The 19,153-nt window shown below is 55.8% G+C and carries 19 protein-coding genes; 13 read left to right on the forward strand and 6 right to left on the reverse strand.

Going from position 1 to position 19,153, the window contains the following annotated elements; translation table 11 throughout:
- Positions 1 to 78: 78 nt before the first annotated feature.
- A complete protein-coding gene (locus tag Q334_RS0101910) occupies positions 79 to 1,434 on the reverse strand; it encodes an NCS2 family permease (protein ID WP_081414296.1) in 1,356 nt (451 codons plus the stop codon).
- A 182-nt stretch (positions 1,435 to 1,616) separates the two neighbouring features.
- Complete coding sequence (gene uraH / locus Q334_RS0101915) at positions 1,617 to 1,991, reverse strand: hydroxyisourate hydrolase (RefSeq protein ID WP_027311733.1); 375 nt, start codon at positions 1,989 to 1,991, stop codon at positions 1,617 to 1,619.
- Between the two features lie 392 nt (positions 1,992 to 2,383).
- On the opposite strand from uraH, the gene puuE reads away from it, so the two are divergent.
- From puuE to Q334_RS0101960, 8 genes are all read left to right on the forward strand, one after another.
- Positions 2,384 to 3,307, forward strand: a complete 924-nt coding sequence (gene puuE, locus Q334_RS0101920; protein WP_027311734.1) for an allantoinase PuuE — start codon at positions 2,384 to 2,386, stop codon at positions 3,305 to 3,307.
- Positions 3,307 to 3,825, forward strand: a complete 519-nt coding sequence (uraD, locus tag Q334_RS0101925; RefSeq protein ID WP_027311735.1) for a 2-oxo-4-hydroxy-4-carboxy-5-ureidoimidazoline decarboxylase — start codon at positions 3,307 to 3,309, stop codon at positions 3,823 to 3,825. The genes puuE and uraD overlap by 1 nt, the downstream gene beginning before the upstream one ends.
- A 27-nt stretch (positions 3,826 to 3,852) precedes the next feature.
- A complete protein-coding gene (gene alc, locus Q334_RS0101930; RefSeq protein WP_027311736.1) occupies positions 3,853 to 4,863 on the forward strand; it encodes an allantoicase in 1,011 nt (336 codons plus the stop codon).
- A gap of 3 nt (positions 4,864 to 4,866) precedes the next feature.
- Positions 4,867 to 5,367 (forward strand): ureidoglycolate lyase, encoded by a 501-nt coding sequence (locus Q334_RS0101935; protein WP_027311737.1) that lies wholly within the window; start codon positions 4,867 to 4,869, stop codon positions 5,365 to 5,367.
- A 108-nt stretch (positions 5,368 to 5,475) separates the two neighbouring features.
- On the forward strand, positions 5,476 to 6,720 hold the full coding sequence (locus Q334_RS0101940) for a urate hydroxylase PuuD (RefSeq protein ID WP_027311738.1): 1,245 nt from the start codon (positions 5,476 to 5,478) through the stop codon (positions 6,718 to 6,720).
- Between the two features lie 412 nt (positions 6,721 to 7,132).
- Positions 7,133 to 7,285 carry a hypothetical protein gene (locus Q334_RS20385; protein WP_155888942.1) on the forward strand — a complete coding sequence of 51 codons (153 nt, stop codon included), beginning with the start codon at positions 7,133 to 7,135 and terminating at the stop codon, positions 7,283 to 7,285.
- Positions 7,278 to 8,690, forward strand: coding sequence for a nucleobase:cation symporter-2 family protein (locus tag Q334_RS17635; protein WP_051527442.1), 1,413 nt, complete (start codon positions 7,278 to 7,280; stop codon positions 8,688 to 8,690). Before Q334_RS20385 ends, Q334_RS17635 begins: the two co-directional genes overlap by 8 nt.
- A gap of 109 nt (positions 8,691 to 8,799) precedes the next feature.
- Complete coding sequence (locus Q334_RS0101960; RefSeq protein ID WP_027311740.1) at positions 8,800 to 10,155, forward strand: 8-oxoguanine deaminase; 1,356 nt, start codon at positions 8,800 to 8,802, stop codon at positions 10,153 to 10,155.
- Here Q334_RS0101960 and Q334_RS17640 read toward each other — a convergent pair.
- Together Q334_RS17640 and Q334_RS0101970 are read right to left on the reverse strand one after the other, a co-directional pair.
- Entirely contained in the window at positions 10,152 to 11,054 is a 903-nt protein-coding gene (locus Q334_RS17640) for an alpha/beta hydrolase family protein (protein ID WP_051527443.1), read from the reverse strand. The two genes, Q334_RS0101960 and Q334_RS17640, sit on opposite strands and share 4 nt — an antisense overlap.
- The gene (locus tag Q334_RS0101970) at positions 11,047 to 11,463 is read right to left on the reverse strand and encodes a MarR family winged helix-turn-helix transcriptional regulator (protein WP_027311741.1); all 417 of its coding nucleotides are present in this window, start codon (positions 11,461 to 11,463) and stop codon (positions 11,047 to 11,049) included. The genes Q334_RS17640 and Q334_RS0101970 overlap by 8 nt, the downstream gene beginning before the upstream one ends.
- A 155-nt stretch (positions 11,464 to 11,618) precedes the next feature.
- On the opposite strand from Q334_RS0101970, the gene Q334_RS0101975 reads away from it, so the two are divergent.
- Together Q334_RS0101975 and Q334_RS0101980 are read left to right on the forward strand one after the other, a co-directional pair.
- The gene (locus tag Q334_RS0101975; protein ID WP_027311742.1) at positions 11,619 to 12,122 is read left to right on the forward strand and encodes a DUF1993 family protein; all 504 of its coding nucleotides are present in this window, start codon (positions 11,619 to 11,621) and stop codon (positions 12,120 to 12,122) included.
- A gap of 205 nt (positions 12,123 to 12,327) precedes the next feature.
- Positions 12,328 to 14,034: a thiamine pyrophosphate-binding protein gene (locus Q334_RS0101980; RefSeq protein WP_027311743.1), complete on the forward strand. Its 1,707-nt coding sequence runs from the start codon at positions 12,328 to 12,330 to the stop codon at positions 14,032 to 14,034.
- Here Q334_RS0101980 and Q334_RS17645 read toward each other — a convergent pair.
- Complete coding sequence (locus Q334_RS17645; protein WP_081414297.1) at positions 13,988 to 15,007, reverse strand: MBL fold metallo-hydrolase; 1,020 nt, start codon at positions 15,005 to 15,007, stop codon at positions 13,988 to 13,990. The two genes, Q334_RS0101980 and Q334_RS17645, sit on opposite strands and share 47 nt — an antisense overlap.
- A 60-nt stretch (positions 15,008 to 15,067) precedes the next feature.
- The gene (locus tag Q334_RS0101990) at positions 15,068 to 15,592 is read right to left on the reverse strand and encodes a cysteine hydrolase family protein (protein ID WP_027311744.1); all 525 of its coding nucleotides are present in this window, start codon (positions 15,590 to 15,592) and stop codon (positions 15,068 to 15,070) included.
- Between the two features lie 106 nt (positions 15,593 to 15,698).
- On the opposite strand from Q334_RS0101990, the gene Q334_RS0101995 reads away from it, so the two are divergent.
- From Q334_RS0101995 to Q334_RS0102005, 3 genes are all read left to right on the forward strand, one after another.
- Positions 15,699 to 16,646, forward strand: coding sequence for a GlxA family transcriptional regulator (locus Q334_RS0101995; RefSeq protein ID WP_211249471.1), 948 nt, complete (start codon positions 15,699 to 15,701; stop codon positions 16,644 to 16,646).
- A gap of 516 nt (positions 16,647 to 17,162) precedes the next feature.
- Complete coding sequence (locus tag Q334_RS17650) at positions 17,163 to 18,197, forward strand: TIR domain-containing protein (protein WP_051527444.1); 1,035 nt, start codon at positions 17,163 to 17,165, stop codon at positions 18,195 to 18,197.
- Positions 18,198 to 18,295: 98 nt separating this feature from the next.
- Positions 18,296 to 19,153: a hypothetical protein gene (locus Q334_RS0102005; RefSeq protein ID WP_027311746.1), complete on the forward strand. Its 858-nt coding sequence runs from the start codon at positions 18,296 to 18,298 to the stop codon at positions 19,151 to 19,153.

Raw genomic sequence — 19,153 nt, forward strand, 5'->3', positions numbered from 1 at the left:
TTGCACTATTACGTAAAAGCCCCGCACGAGGCGGGGCTGTTTCCGTTAGGGCAAGGCCCTGGGAGTCACGGAAAAGGGTTAGAGGAAAGCAAACTTGCAGATAAAGAGTGCGCTGAGCAGATACATACTCAGGGACACCTCACTCTGACGACCGCTGGCCAGCTTGATCAGGGTATAGGCGATAAAGCCCAGGGCGATGCCGTTTGCGATCGAGAAGGACAGGGGCATCATAATCGCCGCAATGGCTGCTGGGGCTGCTTCGGTTAGGTCTTCCCAGTCGATATGGGCCAGGCCGCTCAGCATCACCACGGCGACATAGAAGAGTGCGCCAGCAGTGGCAAAGCCAGGCACCATGCCAGCCAAGGGAGCAAAGAACATCGCCAGCAGAAAGAGACCTGCCACGACTACCGCAGTCAGACCGGTACGACCACCGGCTTCCACCCCTGCGGCGCTTTCGACAAAGCTGGTGGTGGTAGAGGAACCCAGCAGGGAACCGCAGATACTGGCGCCGGAGTCGGCGATCAGGGCTTTGCCCATCCCAGGTAACTTGCCTTGCTCATCCAGTAATTTGGCCCGGTGTGCCACCCCCAGCAGGGTGCCGGCGGTGTCAAACATATCAACAAACAGGAAGGCGAAGATAATGCTGATCATCCCCACTTCAAAGGCACCGGCAATATCCAGCGCCAGCAGGGTAGGAGCAATACTGGGGGGCATGGAGACGATGCCGGAGTATTCCGTCATGCCTAACAGCAGAGCAATCAGCGTGACGGTGAGGATGCCCCACATCACTGAGCCAATCACCTTGTAATGGCTGAGCACCACGATGATGCCAAAACACAGGGCGGCCAGCAGTGGCCCGGCTTGGGTCATATCCCCCAAGGTGACTAGCGTGGCTGGGCTGTCGACCACAATGCCAGCGGTTTTCAGGGCAATAATCCCCAGGAACAGGCCTACCCCGGCGGAGAGCGCCATGCGCAATGACATGGGAATAGAGTTAATCACCCATTCGCGAATCTTAAAGATACTCAGGGCAATAAAAATTAAACCAGAGAGGAAGACTGCACCCAGTGCTACTTCCCAGCTGTAACCTAGTTCGCCGACAACGGTAAAACTGAAGAAGGCGTTCAAGCCCATGCCCGGTGCCAGGGCAATCGGGTAGTTGGCGTACAGGCCCATAATCAGGCTGCCAATCGCGGCGGCAATACAGGTGGCGACGAAGACGGCGCCGTAGTCCATGCCGGAGGCGGAGAGGATACTGGGGTTAACAAAGATGATATAGGCCATGGTGAGGAAGGTGGTCACCCCGGCAATCACTTCCCGTTTTACCGTGGAGCCTTTGGCACTGAGCTCAAACAGGCTGTCGAGCAGGCCGCCGCTGGCGGCAGAGTTCTCTTGCAGGCCGGATTCGGCCAGGCTGGTATCGTTCGCTTTCATCGGTAATGCCCTGTTTCACTTAGATTTATTGTCATCAGGTCACACCTTGGTGCGGCGATGGGAGCATCTAGCCCAAGCAGAGGGCAAGCCGATCCCGCCAGCCCGTTTCAGGGGCTGGGCTTCCTTGTCCGCACTAGGTGAAAGGCAATGCGGGAAGCAGCATTGCCTCCAAGCTGCTGGCCTTAACTACCCCGGTAGGTGGAGTAGCTGTAGGGCGAAATCAGCAGCGGGACGTGGTAGTGCTGGTCCTCTTCGGCCAAGCCAAAGCGCAATACCACCTCATCTAGAAAAGCCGGCTCCGCCAGCGTGACACCGCGGGCGCGATAGTAGTCGCCTGCGCTGAATTCCAACTCATACACACCAGCGATGAAGTCATCTCCCTGCAGCAGGGGCTGATCGCAACGGCCATCAGCATTGGTGCGGACGCTGGTGATTAACTGGCGTTGTTGACCTTGCAGGCGGTACAGCCGTACTAGCAGATCAGCGCCAGGAGTGCCGGCAGCGGTATCCAGCACATGGGTTGTCAGGTAGCCCTGGGGGCGATTAGTCGCGGGCATGGCCCCTCCTCCATCACAGGTTGTTGTCACCACTCTAGTACAATGCTGACCTGCGAGTCCACAAGAAAAGTTTTTTTTGTGTACAATTTTCTGGCCTTTTATTTGCTCTGCTTTCCTCTGGTTGTGCTAAGCAAAGAAATATCACGGGTGATCGGATTGGAATCCAGGCTCGGGCAGGCAAGGGCAATCAGGCTCGACTAAGCTAAAGCAGGATGAAAGCGTACTAAGCAGAGTGTGCGAATAGTGAAGTACAAAATGATTTACAAAAATAGAATTTGATTGTACACAATATTTGGAGCTGTTATTCTGCGATCATGCTTGCAGATGAGGGGGCATCCCGGTTTGGCCAAGAGCTACCACTGCCCAGCCTCCGCGAATTCAGGAGAAAACTTGTGAGTAGTCAGTATCCACGTGATTTGATTGGTTATGGTGCCAACCCGCCCCATCCCCATTGGCCGCAAGAGGCCCGTGTTGCCATCTCTTTTGTACTTAACTACGAGGAAGGCGGTGAGCGTTGCATTCTGCACGGGGACAAGGAGTCCGAGGCGTTTCTGTCGGAAATCCCCGGAGCCCAGCCTTTTCCCGGTGTGCGTCATATCAGCATGGAGTCCATCTATGAATATGGCAGCCGTGCTGGGGTGTGGCGCATTCTGAAACTGTTCCAGAAGTACGACATTCCCCTCACCATTTTTGCCGTGGCAATGGCGCTGGAGCGTCACCCAGAGCTGGCCAGGGAGTTTGTCGAATGCGGTCATGAGATTTGCTCCCACGGTTATCGCTGGATCGACTACCAATATGTCGATGAAGCCACCGAGCGTGAGCACCTGCACAAGGCGATTGAGATTATTGAGCGCCTCTGTGGCCAGCGTCCGCTGGGCTGGTATACCGGTCGCAATAGCCCTAACACCCGTAAATTGGTGATGGAAGAAGGGGGCTTTGCCTATGACTCGGACAGCTATGACGATGATCTGCCCTACTGGCTGCCCAATGGTGACAAGGGCCACTTGGTGATCCCCTATACCCTCGACACCAACGATATGCGTTTCTCGACCTCCCAGGGTTTTAACTCTGGTGAGCAGTTCTACCAATACCTGCGTGATGCCTTTGATGTGCTTTATGCCGAAGGGGCGGAATCACCCAAGATGCTCTCCATCGGTCTGCACTGCCGCTTGATTGGCCGTCCAGCCCGCCTGGCGGCACTGGAGCGTTTCCTGACCTATGCACGCAGTCATGAAAAAGTCTGGTTTGCCCGCCGTATCGATATCGCCCGCCACTGGCAGGAGCAACACCCCTATAAGGCGGGAGGAGAAAAGTGATGACCGAGTTGTTTAAAAGTTGTCAGCCAAGCCTGATGGGGCGTGATGACTTTGTGCAGACCTTTGCCGACATCTACGAGCATTCAGCCTGGGTGGCTGAGCAGGTGTATGACCAGGGGCTAACCCCTGAGCATGATCAGATTGACGGGTTGCACCAGGCGATGGCCAAGGTGTTGTTAGAGGCCAGTCAGGATAAACAGCTGGCATTGATTAATGCCCACCCAGATTTAGCCGGACGGGCGGCGATTCGCGGTGAGTTGACCGCCGCCTCCACCTCGGAACAGGCCGGGGCGGGGATTCACGAATGTACGGCGGAAGAGTTCGCCCGTTTTACCGAGCTCAATGGGGCCTATAAAGCGAAGTTCGGCTTCCCCTTCATCATGGCGGTCAAAGGCAGCAATCGTCACCAGATTCTGGCGGCCTTTGAGGAGCGGATTCACCACAGCCCTGAGCAGGAATTTGCCCGTGCGCTGGCGGAAATCAACAAAATCGCCCTGTTTCGTCTGCAAACCCTTTGATAACGCTTTGAGTGTGAGAATAACAGCATGAGCAGCAACAGCAGCCAACAACCTGGCTTTATGAAGTTTATCAACCTGGCCGATGCGCGCCTGGGTTCCAAAGTGATCTTTGTCACCGATGACTGGTTTGCCGAAGCAGACCGGATGCTCCAGCCTGGTGAGCCGGTGTGGAAAGAAGGCGTCTATGACGACAACGGCAAGTGGATGGATGGCTGGGAATCCCGCCGTAAGCGTTTCGAAGGCTATGACTTTGCGGTGGTCAAATTAGGGGTGCCCGGTTACCTCTACGGCTGTGACATCGATACCCGTTTCTTTACCGGCAACTACCCTCCGTCCGCTTCGATTGATGCTTGCTTTAGCCCCGAGCAGGAGCCGGATGAGCGCACCCAGTGGGTCAATATCCTCGACTCCGTTGCTCTGCAGGGCAACAGCCATCATCTGCATGAAATCAGTGCCAGTGGCCCCTGGACCCATGTGCGTCTGAATATTTTCCCCGACGGTGGGGTGGCGCGCCTGCGTCTGTACGGCATGCCTTACAAAGACTGGAGCAAACAGGATCCCAACGAGTTGGTTGACCTGGCGGCAGCACTGAATGGTGGCCGAGCCATTGCCTGTAACGATGAGCACTTTGGTAAGAAGGGCAACATCCTTAACCCTGGTCGTGGCGTCAACATGGGTGATGGTTGGGAGACCGCCCGCCGCCGTACCCCTGGCAATGACTGGGTGATCGTGGCCCTGGGCCATGTTGGGGTGGTGAAAGAAGTGCTGGTGGATACCCTGCACTTTAAGGGTAACTATCCGGACTCCTGCAGTATTCAGGCGGCCTATGTGCGTGGCGGTACCGATGAGCAGATCGCCACCCAGAGTCTGTTCTGGCGTGAGCTATTGCCCCAGCAGAAACTGCAGATGCACCAGGAACACCACTTCACTGAGGTTAATGACCTGGGCCCCATTACCCATGTGCGCCTGAATATCTTCCCCGATGGCGGGGTGAGCCGCCTGCGTCTGTTTGGCCATATTCAGCCCACAGAGGAATAAGCCATGAGCCGCCTGATCCCGATTGAGCCGTTGACGGCTGAAGCCTTTGCCCCCTTTGGTGATGTCATCACCACCGAGGGTAAGGACTACTTCATGATCAACAACGGCTCCACCCGTCGCTATCACAAGCTGGCCACGGTAGAGGCGGAGGGGCAGGAGGCCAGTGCCATTATCAGCATCTTTCGTGCCCAGGCCCTGCCGATGCCGTTGACCGTCACCATGATGGAGCGGCATCCGCTGGGCAGCCAAGCCTTTATCCCGCTCAAGCGACAGCCCTTTCTGATTCTGGTGGGCCCCAAAGGGGACCAGCTTGATCCGGCCAGTCTGCGTTGCTTTATCAGCGATGGCAGCCAAGGGGTGAACTACCACAAGGGGGTTTGGCACCACCCGGTGCTGGCTCTGGCAGCGGAAGATGACTTTCTGGTAGTGGATCGCAGTGGTAGCGGTAATAACTGTGAAGAGATTTTCTTTCCCCCTGAGCAACAGCCGCTGTTGCAGCCCTGACTAGGTTCAGGGCTCGGGGAAAGCGCAGACTCCCATCAAGGCAATTCAGGCAGGAGGCCAGGGGGTTGCCACGAATAAAGATAAGTAGAGTGCTTGTGAGGAGAAGTTATGGATCCGCACTTTCATGAATGGTTAAACCTGGCGATCCGCTGGGTACATATGATTACCGGCATCGCCTGGATTGGGGCCTCGTTTTACTTCGTTTGGCTCGAAAACAACCTCAACCGGGTTAACCCCCGTACCGGCCTATCCGGTGATCTCTGGGCGATCCACGGTGGTGGCATCTATCACCTGGAAAAGTACAAACTGGCGCCACCGCAAATGCCAGAGAACCTGCACTGGTTCAAGTGGGAAGCCTACTTCACCTGGATCACCGGCATGCTGCTGTTGGCGGTGGTGTTCTACATGAATGCGGATCTCTACCTGCTGCGGCCCGATGCAGGCCTGACCCCCGTCAGTGGGGTGGCACTGGGGGTAGCGGCCTTGGTAGCGGGTTGGTTTATCTATGACTTTCTCTGTGATTCCGCCCTCGGTAAACAACCGGCTTTGCTGGGTGGGGTGATCTTTGTGCTGCTGATTGCGGCGGCCTACGGTTTTAGCCAGGTCTTTAGTGGCCGGGGGGCCTTTATCCATGTTGGTGCCATCATCGGTACCATCATGGTGGGTAACGTCTTCCGCATTATCATGCCGGCTCAGCGGGCCTTGGTGAAAGCCATTGAAGAAGGGCGTGAGCCTGATCCGGTGCTGCCAGCCAAGGGGCTGCTGCGCTCACGCCATAACAACTACCTGACGTTGCCGGTGCTGTTCATCATGATCAGCAACCACTTCCCCAGCACCTATGGCCATGCCTTTAACTGGGCGGTGTTGGCGGCGCTGGCGGTGTTGAGTGTGTTGGTGCGCCACTACTTCAATACCCGCCATGACAGCAACAAGTTTGCCTGGACTTTGCCGGTCGCTGCGTTGGGCATGGTCGCCCTGGCGTTTGTGACCGCGCCTGAGCGCAAAGCCGTGAATGCTGCCGCTGCCCCTGTAGCGACCGAAGCCCATGCTCATGCAGAGCAGGCGGCTCCAGTGAGCAGCGATGATGGCATTGATTCCAACCAGGTGTTTGCCATGGTGCAGGAGCGCTGCAGTGTCTGCCACTCGTCCAATCCGACCCATAGTGCCTTTGCTACTGCACCGGCGGGGGTAATGATTGATAGTCCGGCGCAAATGCAGCAACTGGCGGCCCGTATCTATGCCCAGACCGTGGCCACCCAGGTGATGCCACTGGGCAACCTGACCCAGATGACTCCTGAGGAGCGTCAGCTGCTGGGGCAGTGGGTGGATGCCGGCGCCCAGCTGGATCCTTAACCTAGCGCGGGTTGCACCTTGCTGGTGCAACCCATGCCATGCTATTGCTCAATCTGTACACATAACGCCTAATTTTTGCGTAATCTACTGCTTTTCCTGCTTGTAAAAACTGGCCTAGATCTTGCTCCGCTCAGGTAGCGGTAAGTTGCCGGTTTTGTCCCTCTGATTCAGGTGTGTCATAGCAACCTTAGCGCCCCCCATGTCAGCAAATAGGCTGACTGTGCGGGGCTTTTTTATGGTCAAAATTATGGATTCAATTTGCCAATAAAATTGTTCACAAATTAGAAAAGGAGTGTCTATAATGGCAGGGCTCCCACCACTGGACTGCATCGCTCAGTCCGTCCCGCAACATAACAATAAAAGGGAGCGGGGTCGGGTATCTGCACCCGATTACCGCCTGGAGGAAACACCCATGCCTATGCAACCGATGCCGGTGGCAGATTTGGCGCTGGATTTACAATCCAGCTCGCAGGAGGACTGGCGTCATAGCTGGCCACTTTGTTTAGTGCGTTATCTGTTGCAGCAGATGCCACTGATCAGCAAAGGAGGGGCCAAGCATGACTAAGCCTCACTCCACCTTGATCTTCGGTGTCGAAGATCGCCCTAATGTTCCCACCTCTATTTTCACTGCTTTTCAACATATTCTTGCCAGTTTTATCGGTGTCATCACCCCCACCTTGATTGTCGGAGGGGTGTTGGGCCTGGGGGATTATGTGCCCTATCTGGTCAGCATGGCGTTGATCGTCTCGGGTATAGGAACCTTTATTCAGGCGCGTAAGTTTGGCCCGGTTGGTTCGGGTTTGTTGTGCTTACAGGGCACCAGCTTTGGCTTTCTCAGCGTGATTTTAAGTGGCGGCATGATCGTCAAAGCCCGGGGCGGCAGCCCGGAGGAAATCCTCGCCACCCTCTACGGCTGTTGTTTTCTTGGTGCCTTTATCGAAATTGCGGTGAGTCGTTTTATCCACAAGCTGAAGCGCATCGTCACCCCGGTGGTAACCGGCACCATCATTACTCTGATGGGGTTGTCGCTGGTGAAGGTGGCAATGACGGATATGGCCGGTGGCTTTGGCGCCAGTGATCTGGGCTCGATTGAAAACATTGGTCTGGCGGCACTGGTGCTGGGGATCATTGTGGTGCTGAACCGCTTTAATCTGCAGTTTTTGCGCATGAGCGCGATCTTTATCGGCCTGCTGGTCGGCTTTGCCGTGGCCGCCATGATGGGTAAGGTGAACTTTGCCGGTTTGGCGGACTTCCCTCTGTTAGCGGTGCCGGTGCCCTTTAAGTTTGGTTTTAGCTTCGACTTGGCGGTATTTATCCCCATCGGCCTGATCTTCCTGATTACCGCGCTGGAAACCACCGGCGACCTGACCGCTAACTCGATGCTCTCCAAGCTGCCGGTATCCGGGCCGGAATACATCAAGCGGATTCGCGCCGGGGTGCTGGCCGATGGCATTAACTCAGGCATTGCGGCGACCTTTAACAGCCTGCCGATGACCACCTTCAGCCAGAATAACGGCGTGATCCAACTGACTGGGGTGGCCAGCCGCTATGTGGCCTATTACATGGCAGCTATTTTGGTGTTGTTAGGGTTATTCCCGGCGGTAGGGGCCATGCTGCAGTTGTTGCCCAAACCAGTGCTGGGTGGGGCGACGGTGGTGATGTTTGGCACCGTGGCTGCCGCCGGTGTGAAGATCCTGGCGGAGTCCAAACTGGGGCGCCGCGATATGCTGATCTTTGCCGTCTCCATTGGTTTGGGGATGGGGGTAGCAGGCGTGCCTGCCGCCTTTAGTGGTTTCCCGGAGATTATCCGTAATATTTTCGGTTCACCGGTGACCATCGGTGCCTTTTCCGCCATCATCCTGAGCCTGGTGCTGCCACCGGAAGAGCCCAGTATTGAGGAGGTGGCCGAGGCTGCAAGCCCGACAACGAGCGCGCCCGCAACTCAGCAGGCTGCCCTATCCAGTAGCTAAGCTGCTGACCCTATTGTGCGGATTTTCCGCGCGATCGGCTGACGTACCTTCCCGGATTGTGCGTCAGCCGTGACTACATCCGGGCAATGCAACTCCATAGGACCGAGCGATGCAACGCCCTCAACGTATTTGGATTGATTCCCCCCTAGCCACCCTTGAACCCAGCTATGCCAATGGCCTGGTGCTGGAGGGTAGCCTGATCGTCGAAACCCTGGCCGCCGGGCAACAACCCAGTGCGCCGGTGGATCAACGGATCGACGCCAGCGAGCATGTACTGCTACCGGGGCTGATCAATACCCACCATCATTTCTATCAAACCCTGACCCGTGCCTTTCCTGCTGCGCTCAATAAAGAGCTGTTTCCCTGGCTGCAAACCCTCTACCCGCTGTGGGCGGGGTTAGAGCCGGCGATGATTCACAGCTCCACCCAGGTGGCGCTGGCAGAATTGCTGCTATCGGGTTGTACCACCGCCAGTGATCATCACTACCTGTTTCCCCAGGGATTGGAACAGGCCATCGATATCCAGATCGAGGCGGCGGCCCCCCTGGGGATGCGCTTGCACCTGACCCGGGGCTCGATGAGTCTGGGCCAGGAGCAGGGCGGCCTGCCGCCGCAGTCAACGGTGCAGAATGAGCAGCAGATTATTGATGACTCCCTGCGCCTGATCCGCCGTTATCACCAGCGCGGTGCCGGGGCCAAGGTGCAGATCGCCCTGGCGCCCTGTTCGCCGTTCTCGGTCTCACCGCAGTTGATGGCGGAAACCGCTCGCCTGGCGGCCAGTGAGGATGTGCGCCTGCACACCCACTTGGCGGAAACCGAAGATGAAACCGCCTTCTGTCTGCGCCTGTTTGGCATGCGTCCCCTGGATTACCTGGAGCAGCAAGGCTGGTTACAGCCGCGCACCTGGCTGGCCCATGGCATCCACTTTAACGATGAGGACGTGCGCCGCTTAGGTCAGCAACAGGTGGGCATCTGCCATTGCCCCTCCTCCAATATGCTGTTGGCCTCGGGCCAGTGCCGCACCCTGGAACTGGAAGCCGCTGGCAGTCCGGTGGGGCTGGGGGTCGATGGCTCCGCCTCCAATGATGGCTCCAATATGATCCAGGAGGTGCGCCAGGCCCTGCTATTGCAGCGCCTGCGTTACGGCGCGGCGGCGGTGACCCATCAGCGCGCCCTGCACTGGGCGACTCAGGGCTCGGCGGCCTGTTTGGGGCGGGAGGATATTGGCCAGCTGGCGGTGGGCAAACAGGCGGACTTGGCCCTGTTCAAGCTGGATGAACTGCGCTTTGCCGGTGCCGGTGATCCGCTGGCGGCGTTACTGCTATGTGGCGCCAGCCGCGCCGACCGGGTGATGGTGGCGGGGCAGTGGCAGGTGTGGGATGGCCAGCTGACCCAGCTTGATCTGGCCCAGTTGCAGGCTAACCAACGGCAACTGGCCAACCAGTTGGCTGCCAAGCTTAGTTAAGCCTGAGCGGCAGGGGTGACATGGAGGTCGCCTGCTGCCGGCAGCAAGGGCAGCAAATAGTGTTGCCATAAAGCCTCATAACCGCGGCGATGCCAGCCAATGTGGCCGATTCGCTTTTTGCCGATTTGGGCAGGGCTGATTTCAATACGGGTCACCTCACTCCCGCTAAAAAAGCCATGCAAGGCATCAATACTGGCTTTGGACATCATCTCATCATCACTGAAGGCGAGGGCGGTGATGGGTTGCTTGACCTGGGCAAAACGCTGCCACAACCACTCCCCCTCTGCTTGGGGAGCATAGTGACGGTGCAGGCACCAGTGCCGCCACTGTTTAATCACGCCCTTGGGCAGGTCGCACATAATGCCAATGCGTTTGCCCGGAAAGTAGCCGTAAAGCGGTACTAGCAAGGGCACCAGTACAAACCACAAGAACCAGACGATACGCTTGGTCGGCCAGGCATTGAGCCACCAGGTACCAGTCCCCGCTGCCACGGTGATGGCACGGTCGATCAGGTGGCTATCGGGCATCATGCCCAGCAGGTGGCCACCGACACTATGGCCAATCCAAGTCCGTTCCAGGCTGGGAAATTGTGTGGCGACCCAACGCAGCAGGGTAGGGCAATCCTGATTAGCCCAGCTCAGCACATCGGCACGGCAATCACGAATATTCCCTTCCAGCGATAAGCCAATGCCCTGGTAATCAAAGGTCACCACATGAAAGCCATGGCCACTTAACCAATGGGCCAGATCGTCATAGAGATACTGCGCCACCCCCGTAGCGGGAGCGAGAATGCAGACCCCGCGAGGGGAATAGGCATCGGTACGGAACAGGCGTGCGCTGATGGCATGGCCGGCGGGGGTCTGTAGGCGCTCAAGTTGGGGAGAATTGGCTCTAGTCATACTGTTCCAGAATAAAGTTGAGGAAGCGCGCCACCAGCGCCAGCTCCTGCTCGCTAAAGGCTTCGCTAAAGCGTTGATTAAACTGTTGAATCAGTGGTTTGACGGCGGCGGCCTTGCTTTCCCCCAGGGCGGTGGGATAGAGCGCCTGGCCACGGGCATCGTCACTGGGGGTTTGGCGGCTGACCAGACCATTGGCCTCCATCCGGCTGAGCAGCCCGGTGATAGCGGATTTGTTCAGATCCAGCTCAGCAGCCAAGTCTTTTTGCAGGCAACCAGGCTGTTTGACGATATAGAGCAGGGCAGCCAACTGGGTGACAGAGCTGCCCAGCTCTTGCTCGCAGCGCCGATCAGCATGGCGATACAGGCGTTTTTGTGCCTGGGTCAGCAGGAAGAACAAGCGGTGTTGCATGATAGTTCACATCTAAACTATAGAGGTGCCATCTCAACACAGATTAGTTTAGATGTAAACCATCTACCTCAGCCTGGCATCGCAGAAGGGGGGGAGGTAAGGGTGATAGGGGTTGATTAAGATGGAGCGGCGAATCAGAGCAGAAGGACAGCAGGATGAATCCACAGCGGGTATTTCAGCATTACTTAATCCAGGCCGAAGGCTTGCTCGACAAGCTGGAAGGCTATTGCCAGCAACAGGGGCTGGCCAGCACCACCCTGCTGCAAGCCCGCTTGCAGGAGGATATGTTCCCCCTGGCCCAACAACTGCGTACCTGCGCCAGCTTTGCCCTGCGCAGCCTCTATCCCCTCTATGGCTTAACCCCACAGGCCTTGGCAGCAGGTGAGGATCTGCCCGGCCTGCGAGGGGTATTGCAGCAGACCCGTCAGACACTAGCAGCCTTACCGCCCCTGCCCCCTGAGCCCTGGCCACATTGTCAGGAGCAAGCCGGCACGGCACAGGTGGCGTTAGCCGGGCAGGAGTTCGTCTGGCTCTATGGCCTGCCGAACTTTTTCTTTCACCTCAATATGGCCTACGCCATTTTGCGCCAGCAGGGGGTGCCGGTAAGTAAGGGCGACTATGATGGCTGGCACCAGTACCCCATCGGCTTCCGCTTTTGATTGGGCTAAAAGGCACTTTAGCTATTAGAAAAACTTGTGCTATGCGTAAATGCGACCTCGGCTTTGCTGAGTACTGAAATAAACAGGCAGGCTCGGCGCTCCTTGTCTAAGGTCAATAATCGGCTGTCGATCTTTCTCAATAATGTCGACAACTCTTGCCTGACAGCCTCAGGCATTTCGCTTATTGCCGCATTCAGGAGCCTCTATGTCAGCTGCTGTTTCTCCTAAGCCTCGCCAGGGCGGTCGTATTCTGGTGGATCAACTCGCTATACAGGGATGCCGACGGGTGTTTGTGGTACCGGGGGAGAGTTATTTGCCGGTGCTGGATGCGCTCTATCAGCATGAACAGATCGACACCATCGTCTGCCGCCAGGAAGGGGGGGCAGCGATGATGGCCGAGGCCCATGCCAAGCTGACCGGCAGCGTGGGGGTATGCATGGTGACCCGTGGCCCTGGGGCGACCAATGCCTCGGCGGGGGTGCATGTGGCCATGCAGGACTCCACGCCGATGCTGTTGCTGATCGGCCAGGTGGAAACCGGCATTCGCGATCGTGAAGCCTTCCAGGAGGTGGATTATCGGCAGATGTTTGCTCCTCTGGCCAAGTGGGTGGCGGAGGTGGATAGCATCGAACGCCTGCCGGAATACCTCAGCCGGGCCTACTATCAGGCTCTGAGTGGGCGCCCTGGGCCGGTGGTACTGGCCTTGCCGGAGGATGTGCTCTTTGGCATGGCGGCCTGTGAAGACTGTTTGCCCGCCGAGCCGGCGTTAGCCTTGCCGGATACCGCCAGCAGCCAGCATCTGCTGGCCAAACTGGCGGTGGCGGAGCGCCCGGCGATTATCGTCGGCGGCCCCCGTTGGAGTGAGGCGGCGGGGCAGGCACTGCTGGCCTTTGCCGAGCACAATCAGATCGGCGTCTGTACCTCAATGCGCTGCAAAGATTATGTGGATAACAGCCATCCCTGCTACATGGGGGATCTGGGTATTAATGCCAGCCCGGCCCTGCAACAGTGGCTGAGTGAGGCGGATGTGATTCTGGTACTGGGGGCGCGTTTAGGGGAGATGACCAGCCAGAGCTACCAGCTATTTTCTATCCCCAATCCTACGCAGCAGTTAATCCATGTTATGCCGGATAGCGCTGAACTGGGGCGGGTCTATCGCCCGGCATTGGCATTGCAGGCCTGTCCAGAGGTACTGAGCCGCCAGCTAGGTGAGCAGTTGCTGCCCCTCAGCGCCAGTCAAAAACGCAGCTGGCAATGGCGCGTTAAACAACAGCGCGAGGCCTATGAAGGTTTTATCCAGGTCCAGCCGCTGCCGGGCAAGCTGCGCTGGAGCGAGGCCATCCTCACCCTGCAGGAGCAACTGCAGGAAGATGCCATCCTCTGTAACGGCGCGGGTAACTATGCCGCCTTCCTGCATCGCTTTTATCAGCATCGCCGCTATCGTACCCAGTTGGCGCCTACCAGTGGCTCCATGGGCTATGGCCTGCCAGCGGCGGTGGCCGCGGCCTTGGCGGCCCCACGGCGACAGGTGGTGTGCGTGGCGGGGGATGGCTGTTTGCTGATGCATGGCCAGGAGCTGGCCACCGCAGTGCAGTATGGGGTGAAGATGCTGGTGATCGTGGTCAATAACGGCCACTTCGGCACGATTCGTATGCACCAGGAAAAACACTACCCCGGACGGGTAATGGCGACCCAGCTGCACAACCCGGATTTTGTCGCCTGGGGGCGCAGTTTCGGTGCCTGGGCAGCCCTGGTGCAACAGCAGGATGAATTTGCTGGCGCCCTGGCCGAAGCCCTGGCCCAGCCGGGGCCGGCGTTGCTGGAGCTGCAAGTGGAGATTGAAGCCCTGACCCCAGCCCGCACCCTCAGCCAGATTCGGGCAGAGAGCCTGGCACGTCAGGGCCAGTCTTAAGCGCCCGGGGGCGATAGCTCTCCCCGCGCTGTAACTGGCCCTCAGGGGTCAGACGATAGTGGCGCAAATCTTCTGCCAGCAGCAGGCGGCCTGCATAAACGGCGGCGGCCTCCTGCTGCAGGGCCTGGATCGATAAGGGGCCGCTGGGGCGCTGATAGCGTGGGCTAAAGTGGGTCAGTAGCAGATTAGGGATACCTGCTTGGCTGGCGTAACGGGCAATCCGCGCTGCACTGCAATGCATGGGGCCAGGGCCAACCTTGGCCAGCACCTCCTCACTATAAGTCGCCTCATGTACCAGCAAATCCGCCGGTAGCAAGGGCGCCAGGCAGCTTGGCTCAGCATTATCGCCACTAATAATCACGCGGCGTGGTGCGCGGGGGCTGAGGATAAAGTCATGGCCATGATAGTGCTGTCCTTGCCACTCCACCCGCTCACCACGGTGCAGCTGACCCCACAGGGGGCCGGCAGGAATGCCAGAGTGACGCAGCTTGGCCTCATCCAACTTGCCTGGCAGGCGCTTTTCGCAAAAGACGTAGGCATAGCTGGGCACCCGATGGGCCAGCGGGCAGGCACTGAGCTCAAACTCCGCCAGCATTAGGGGCGCTTGCAGCGACTCCAGTGGGTGAAACTCCAACGCAAAACTAAGATGCAGGTGGGTATAGGCGCAGGTGGCCTGCAGCCAGGGCCAGAGATCCGCGGGGCCCACTAAGCGCAACGGCGCACTGCGCCCCTGCATACTGGCACTGGCCAGCAGCCCCGGCAGGCCATAACAGTGGTCACCATGCAGATGGGTAATCAACAGGGTATCGAGTTGGCTCAGGCTAAGGGGCAGATGCAGCAACTGATGTTGGCTGGCCTCGCCACAGTCGACCAAACACCAGCTTTTGCTATTGGCCCGGCGCAGGGCGATGCCGCTGACATTGCGACCTTTACTGGGCACCCCGGAAGAGGTGCCAAGGAAGAAGAGTTCCATAGGGAGAGACCATCACCATCGAGTGTGGTCAGCTTAGCCTGACTTGGGCGCTTCCCCAACCTAGGCTTGTACCAGCTGTGGCAGGCTAGTCAGCTCCACCCGGGTGGAGAGTGCATTCAACGCAATCAGGTGCAGCATTTTATCCACCGTTGTGCAGCAATCGCCCAGCACCTTGATCTGATAGCCCTCAGCCGCCTTGGACAAGGCAGTATGGGTGACGCAGTTTTGCGTCATCATCCCGCACAGTAGCAGGGTATCCACCTCCCACTTATCTAGCACGGCAGCCAGCTCGGTTTGCTCAAAGGCATCGGCATAGCGCTTGATCACAACGGGCGCACCCTTAGCAGCAGTGGCGATCTGTGGGTGGATGGTGGCACCTTCTGTTCCTTCATTAAAGAAGGGGGCCAACCCCTTGGCTGGGTCAGCCAGATGCTGCACCAGAATCACCGGCCAGCCCTGCTGCTGGGCCAACTCAATCGCCTGTTGGCAGTGCTGGCGCACCTCCTCACTGCGGTGCAACGGGTAGTGGCCCGTAGGGAAGTAGTCATTCTGTAGATCAATCACAATCAGAGCGGGGCGGGTCATGGGTTGTCCTCCTGTTGGGGTGATGGACATTATCCCCAGGCTTTTCTAGGCTGCTCAGTGTCGTAACTGACAAGTTTTGGGTTATATCGGACACAAGGCCAACTCCATGCTGCAGCAATACGCTATTGCCATCCTCGACTACCCCGGTTGCTTAAAATCGGCGCTTTATGGCTGGCAGGAGATGCTGCAATTGGCTAATCGCTTGGCCGCCCAGCAGCAACTGCCCTGGCAGTTTGACGGCGTGATTGTCACCCCCGCCGAGCTGCAGCCTTTGCAGGACTGGCAGGCGCTGTTACTGCCCCCCAGTGGCAATGGTGCCGAGCGCTATTATTTACAGCCAGAGGACAGCCTGTTGCAGGCCCTGCGCCAGCATTATGGCCGGGGATGTTGGCTGGCCTCGGCCTGTGCCGGTAGCTTTATTCTGGCGGCGACGGGTTTGCTGCACGGGCAACGTTGCACCACCCACTGGGGCTTAGCGGCGGAGTTTCGCCAGCGTTATCCCCAGGTGGTGCTGGACACCCAAGCCCTGTTGGTTAATCAAGGTCAGCTCACCACGGCGGGGGGCTTGATGTCCTGGGTGGATTTGGGTTTGGAGCTGGTGGCGCGTCTGGGTTCCCCAGCCTTAATGCGGCAATTGGGCAAGACCCTGATTGTCGATACCGCTCCCCGTGAACAGCGCTGCTATCAGGTATTTCGCCCGCCTTTTCAGCATGGCGATGCCCAGGTACTGAAGGTGCAGCACTACCTGGCCGAACACTATGGCCAGCCCCACACCATCAGCGAACTGGCGGCGCTGGCCTGCCTGAGTGAGCGCAGCCTGCAGCGCCGTTTCAATCAGGCCACGGGCTATCGCCCCAGTCACTACTTGCAACGGCTGCGGGTGCAGCAGGCCTGCGACTTGCTGGAGAGTACAACGCTAAGCTTTGAACAGATTGCCGCCCGGGTAGGCTTTCAGGATGCCAGTGCCTGCCGCAAGTTGTTTATCCGCACCCTGGGGGTGAGCCCGCGTGAGTTCCGGCAGAAGTTTGTCGGAGGCACTGCGCTGATGTCGTAGGTTGGAAAAGCTACAGGCGCCTTCCAACAACGTTGTTATGCCAGATCGCCGATGCCTTGTTGGATGGCGCCGCGTGGCGGCTTATCCAACCTACATTCTGTGTTCGTTGTTACATTCCCAGGGAGTAGGTGGACTGATCGGTGGCGGAATCAACGGCTTGACTCCCCGGTAAAGCAGAACATTTAAACAGTATATTGTTTGATGGCGTTGCAATGTGCGCGTATTGCTACCAAAGTGTGCCTATTTTTCCCTGGAATTTTTGGCAAAACTGGACGAATATCAACCCGTTAGGGAAAGCACGCTGCAAGATAACGCGCAATGCTTTGCAGAAAAACGCGCATGCGCGTTTTAAATGGAGAACGTCAGTTATGAAGTCGATTTTTCTCTTTTTATTTTATGTGCTTAGCTTATTTTTTTCTGCTTTATAAGAAGAAGAGAAATGAGCATGCTCAGTATTATTATTTTAACTGTCTATGCAGCACCCGAGTACATTCAAAAAATGGAAGCTCTATAAATATGACATCAGAAAATAATTCTAAAGCAGAAAGTAAGGAAAAAGCTGAATTACCGAAAGCCATAAATCCATTGGTATTCATTAGTCATGATACAAGGGACGCAGAGATCGCTGAAGCTTTTAGCAAACTGATCGGAAGTGTGAGTGCCGGTGTTCTTAAATCCTTTAGGTCGTCAGATCGTAAAGGCGTCCAAGGAATTGAATACGGAGTGGAGTGGTATCCAACAATCATGGGGCAGCTTGATAATGCATCTGATGTTGTCTGCTTGTTGACCCCAATGAGCTTAGAGCGACCATGGATTCTTTATGAAGCTGGAGTGGCAAGGGGAAAGCTGAATACACCTGTGCATGGAGTAGCTATTGGTGTACCTCTTTCAAAAGCTGCAACAGGCCCATTCGCACAGTTTCAGAATTGTGGTGATGATGAGGAAAGTTTAACCTCGCTGGTTATGCAACTAGTCGATCGAATACCGAATTCTGAGCCAGATAGGGAAGTGGTAAAATTTCAGGTCGCGGCTTTCAAAGCAAAAATTGAAACAATATTATCTGCAAGAAAGGAATCATCTCAAGTAAGTTCACCAGACGAAGTCGAAGATAACAATGTTGTTAAAATGTTTGAGGAGGTTAAGGTTATGTTCCAAGACCTGCCACGACATATTGAACGACGACTTGATCCTGAAGTAAGAGAAGAGGAGTTTCATCGACGCTCCAAACGATTCCGTCTTCATCCAAAATACATCGATGAATTGTGTTATATGGCTGGAACAAGAGAAGATGATCCTATTTTTCTTTTGATAATTGGGTCAGAGTTATCTTCTACTTACCCTTGGTTCTACGAGCTTGCAAAACGAGCATACGACGCCCTTCTTTCCAAAGAAGAAAGTCCCCATGAACTTGTCAGAAGTATAATGAAGACGCTGGACTTTATTACTCATGGCCCAGGAATGAAAATGATGGGCTATTCATCTCCAAGGCAACGTGAAGAAATGAGGGAGTTGATGATGTATCTAGAGCATCGACTTTCGCGCTTTCTATAAATCAACAGTTAACAAAGCGTTGTACCGGACTAGCCGGTGAACGCAGCGTTACATGCCAATAGCTAAGTCATTATCGGAATCATATATAGGGAGTAATTGTGAGTCTTGTTCAAATTCATTTTGATGGTGATATAGCTGTCAACCACCAAGTAAGTATGAGAACCCTTGGTAAAACGCTAACGCATTTACAAAATTCGATGGATAGAGCCTACTTGGAGCAGCGTTATGGGCAGCTATGGAAGTTTGCAAAAATGCGACAGGAGTTTTACTCAGAGGTTGAGCTGCTTGTACAAGAGCCTAAAGAAGGTGGCTATGTACTAGATTTCTTATCGTCAAACCCCGTAACCAAGGCCGTTATAAACAGAGTTTCTAGCGCTGTTAATGGTGCAGTCGAAGCTTCAATGCAAGCAGGTTTGGAAAAAGCAACTAAAATCGAAGACTCTCTAAGCACTAGGATCGCTCAAGTTGAAAGCGGAATTCTTATCCCAAAAGACCTGCAGACGATGATAGATAACCCAGATGCATCAGTCATAAGGAGATATGGAGATCGTGCGATCTCTAGGGAAATCGATCAAATATTGTCAATCATTAGAGCTGGGCACGCAGGAGATAGTACTTTTGAGCTTTTTTTAAGTGGAGATAAATCTGCTAAATTTGAATTTAATAAAGAGTCTGCTGGAAGGTTTCATTCAACCGTTTCTCGCAGAGAGCTAGGTGAGCCAGTACTCTACACTGCAAAAATATCATCACTAGATCGGCATAATAACAATGGAAAGATTTACAACTTAATAACCGAAAAAGTTGCCAATATTCATTTTTTTAATGAAGATTTTCTTGAGATGGTAATACCTTTTTTTCAAGAGAAAAACGAAATGGTTTTTGTGGGTTCTCCATTAATAGAATACGGTGCATTTGATCCAAATGCTGGTGATATCTACTTTATCAAGTTGGCATAA

The sequence above is a fragment of the Balneatrix alpica DSM 16621 genome (assembly GCF_000619885.1).
GTDB classification, from domain to species: domain Bacteria; phylum Pseudomonadota; class Gammaproteobacteria; order Pseudomonadales; family Balneatricaceae; genus Balneatrix; species Balneatrix alpica.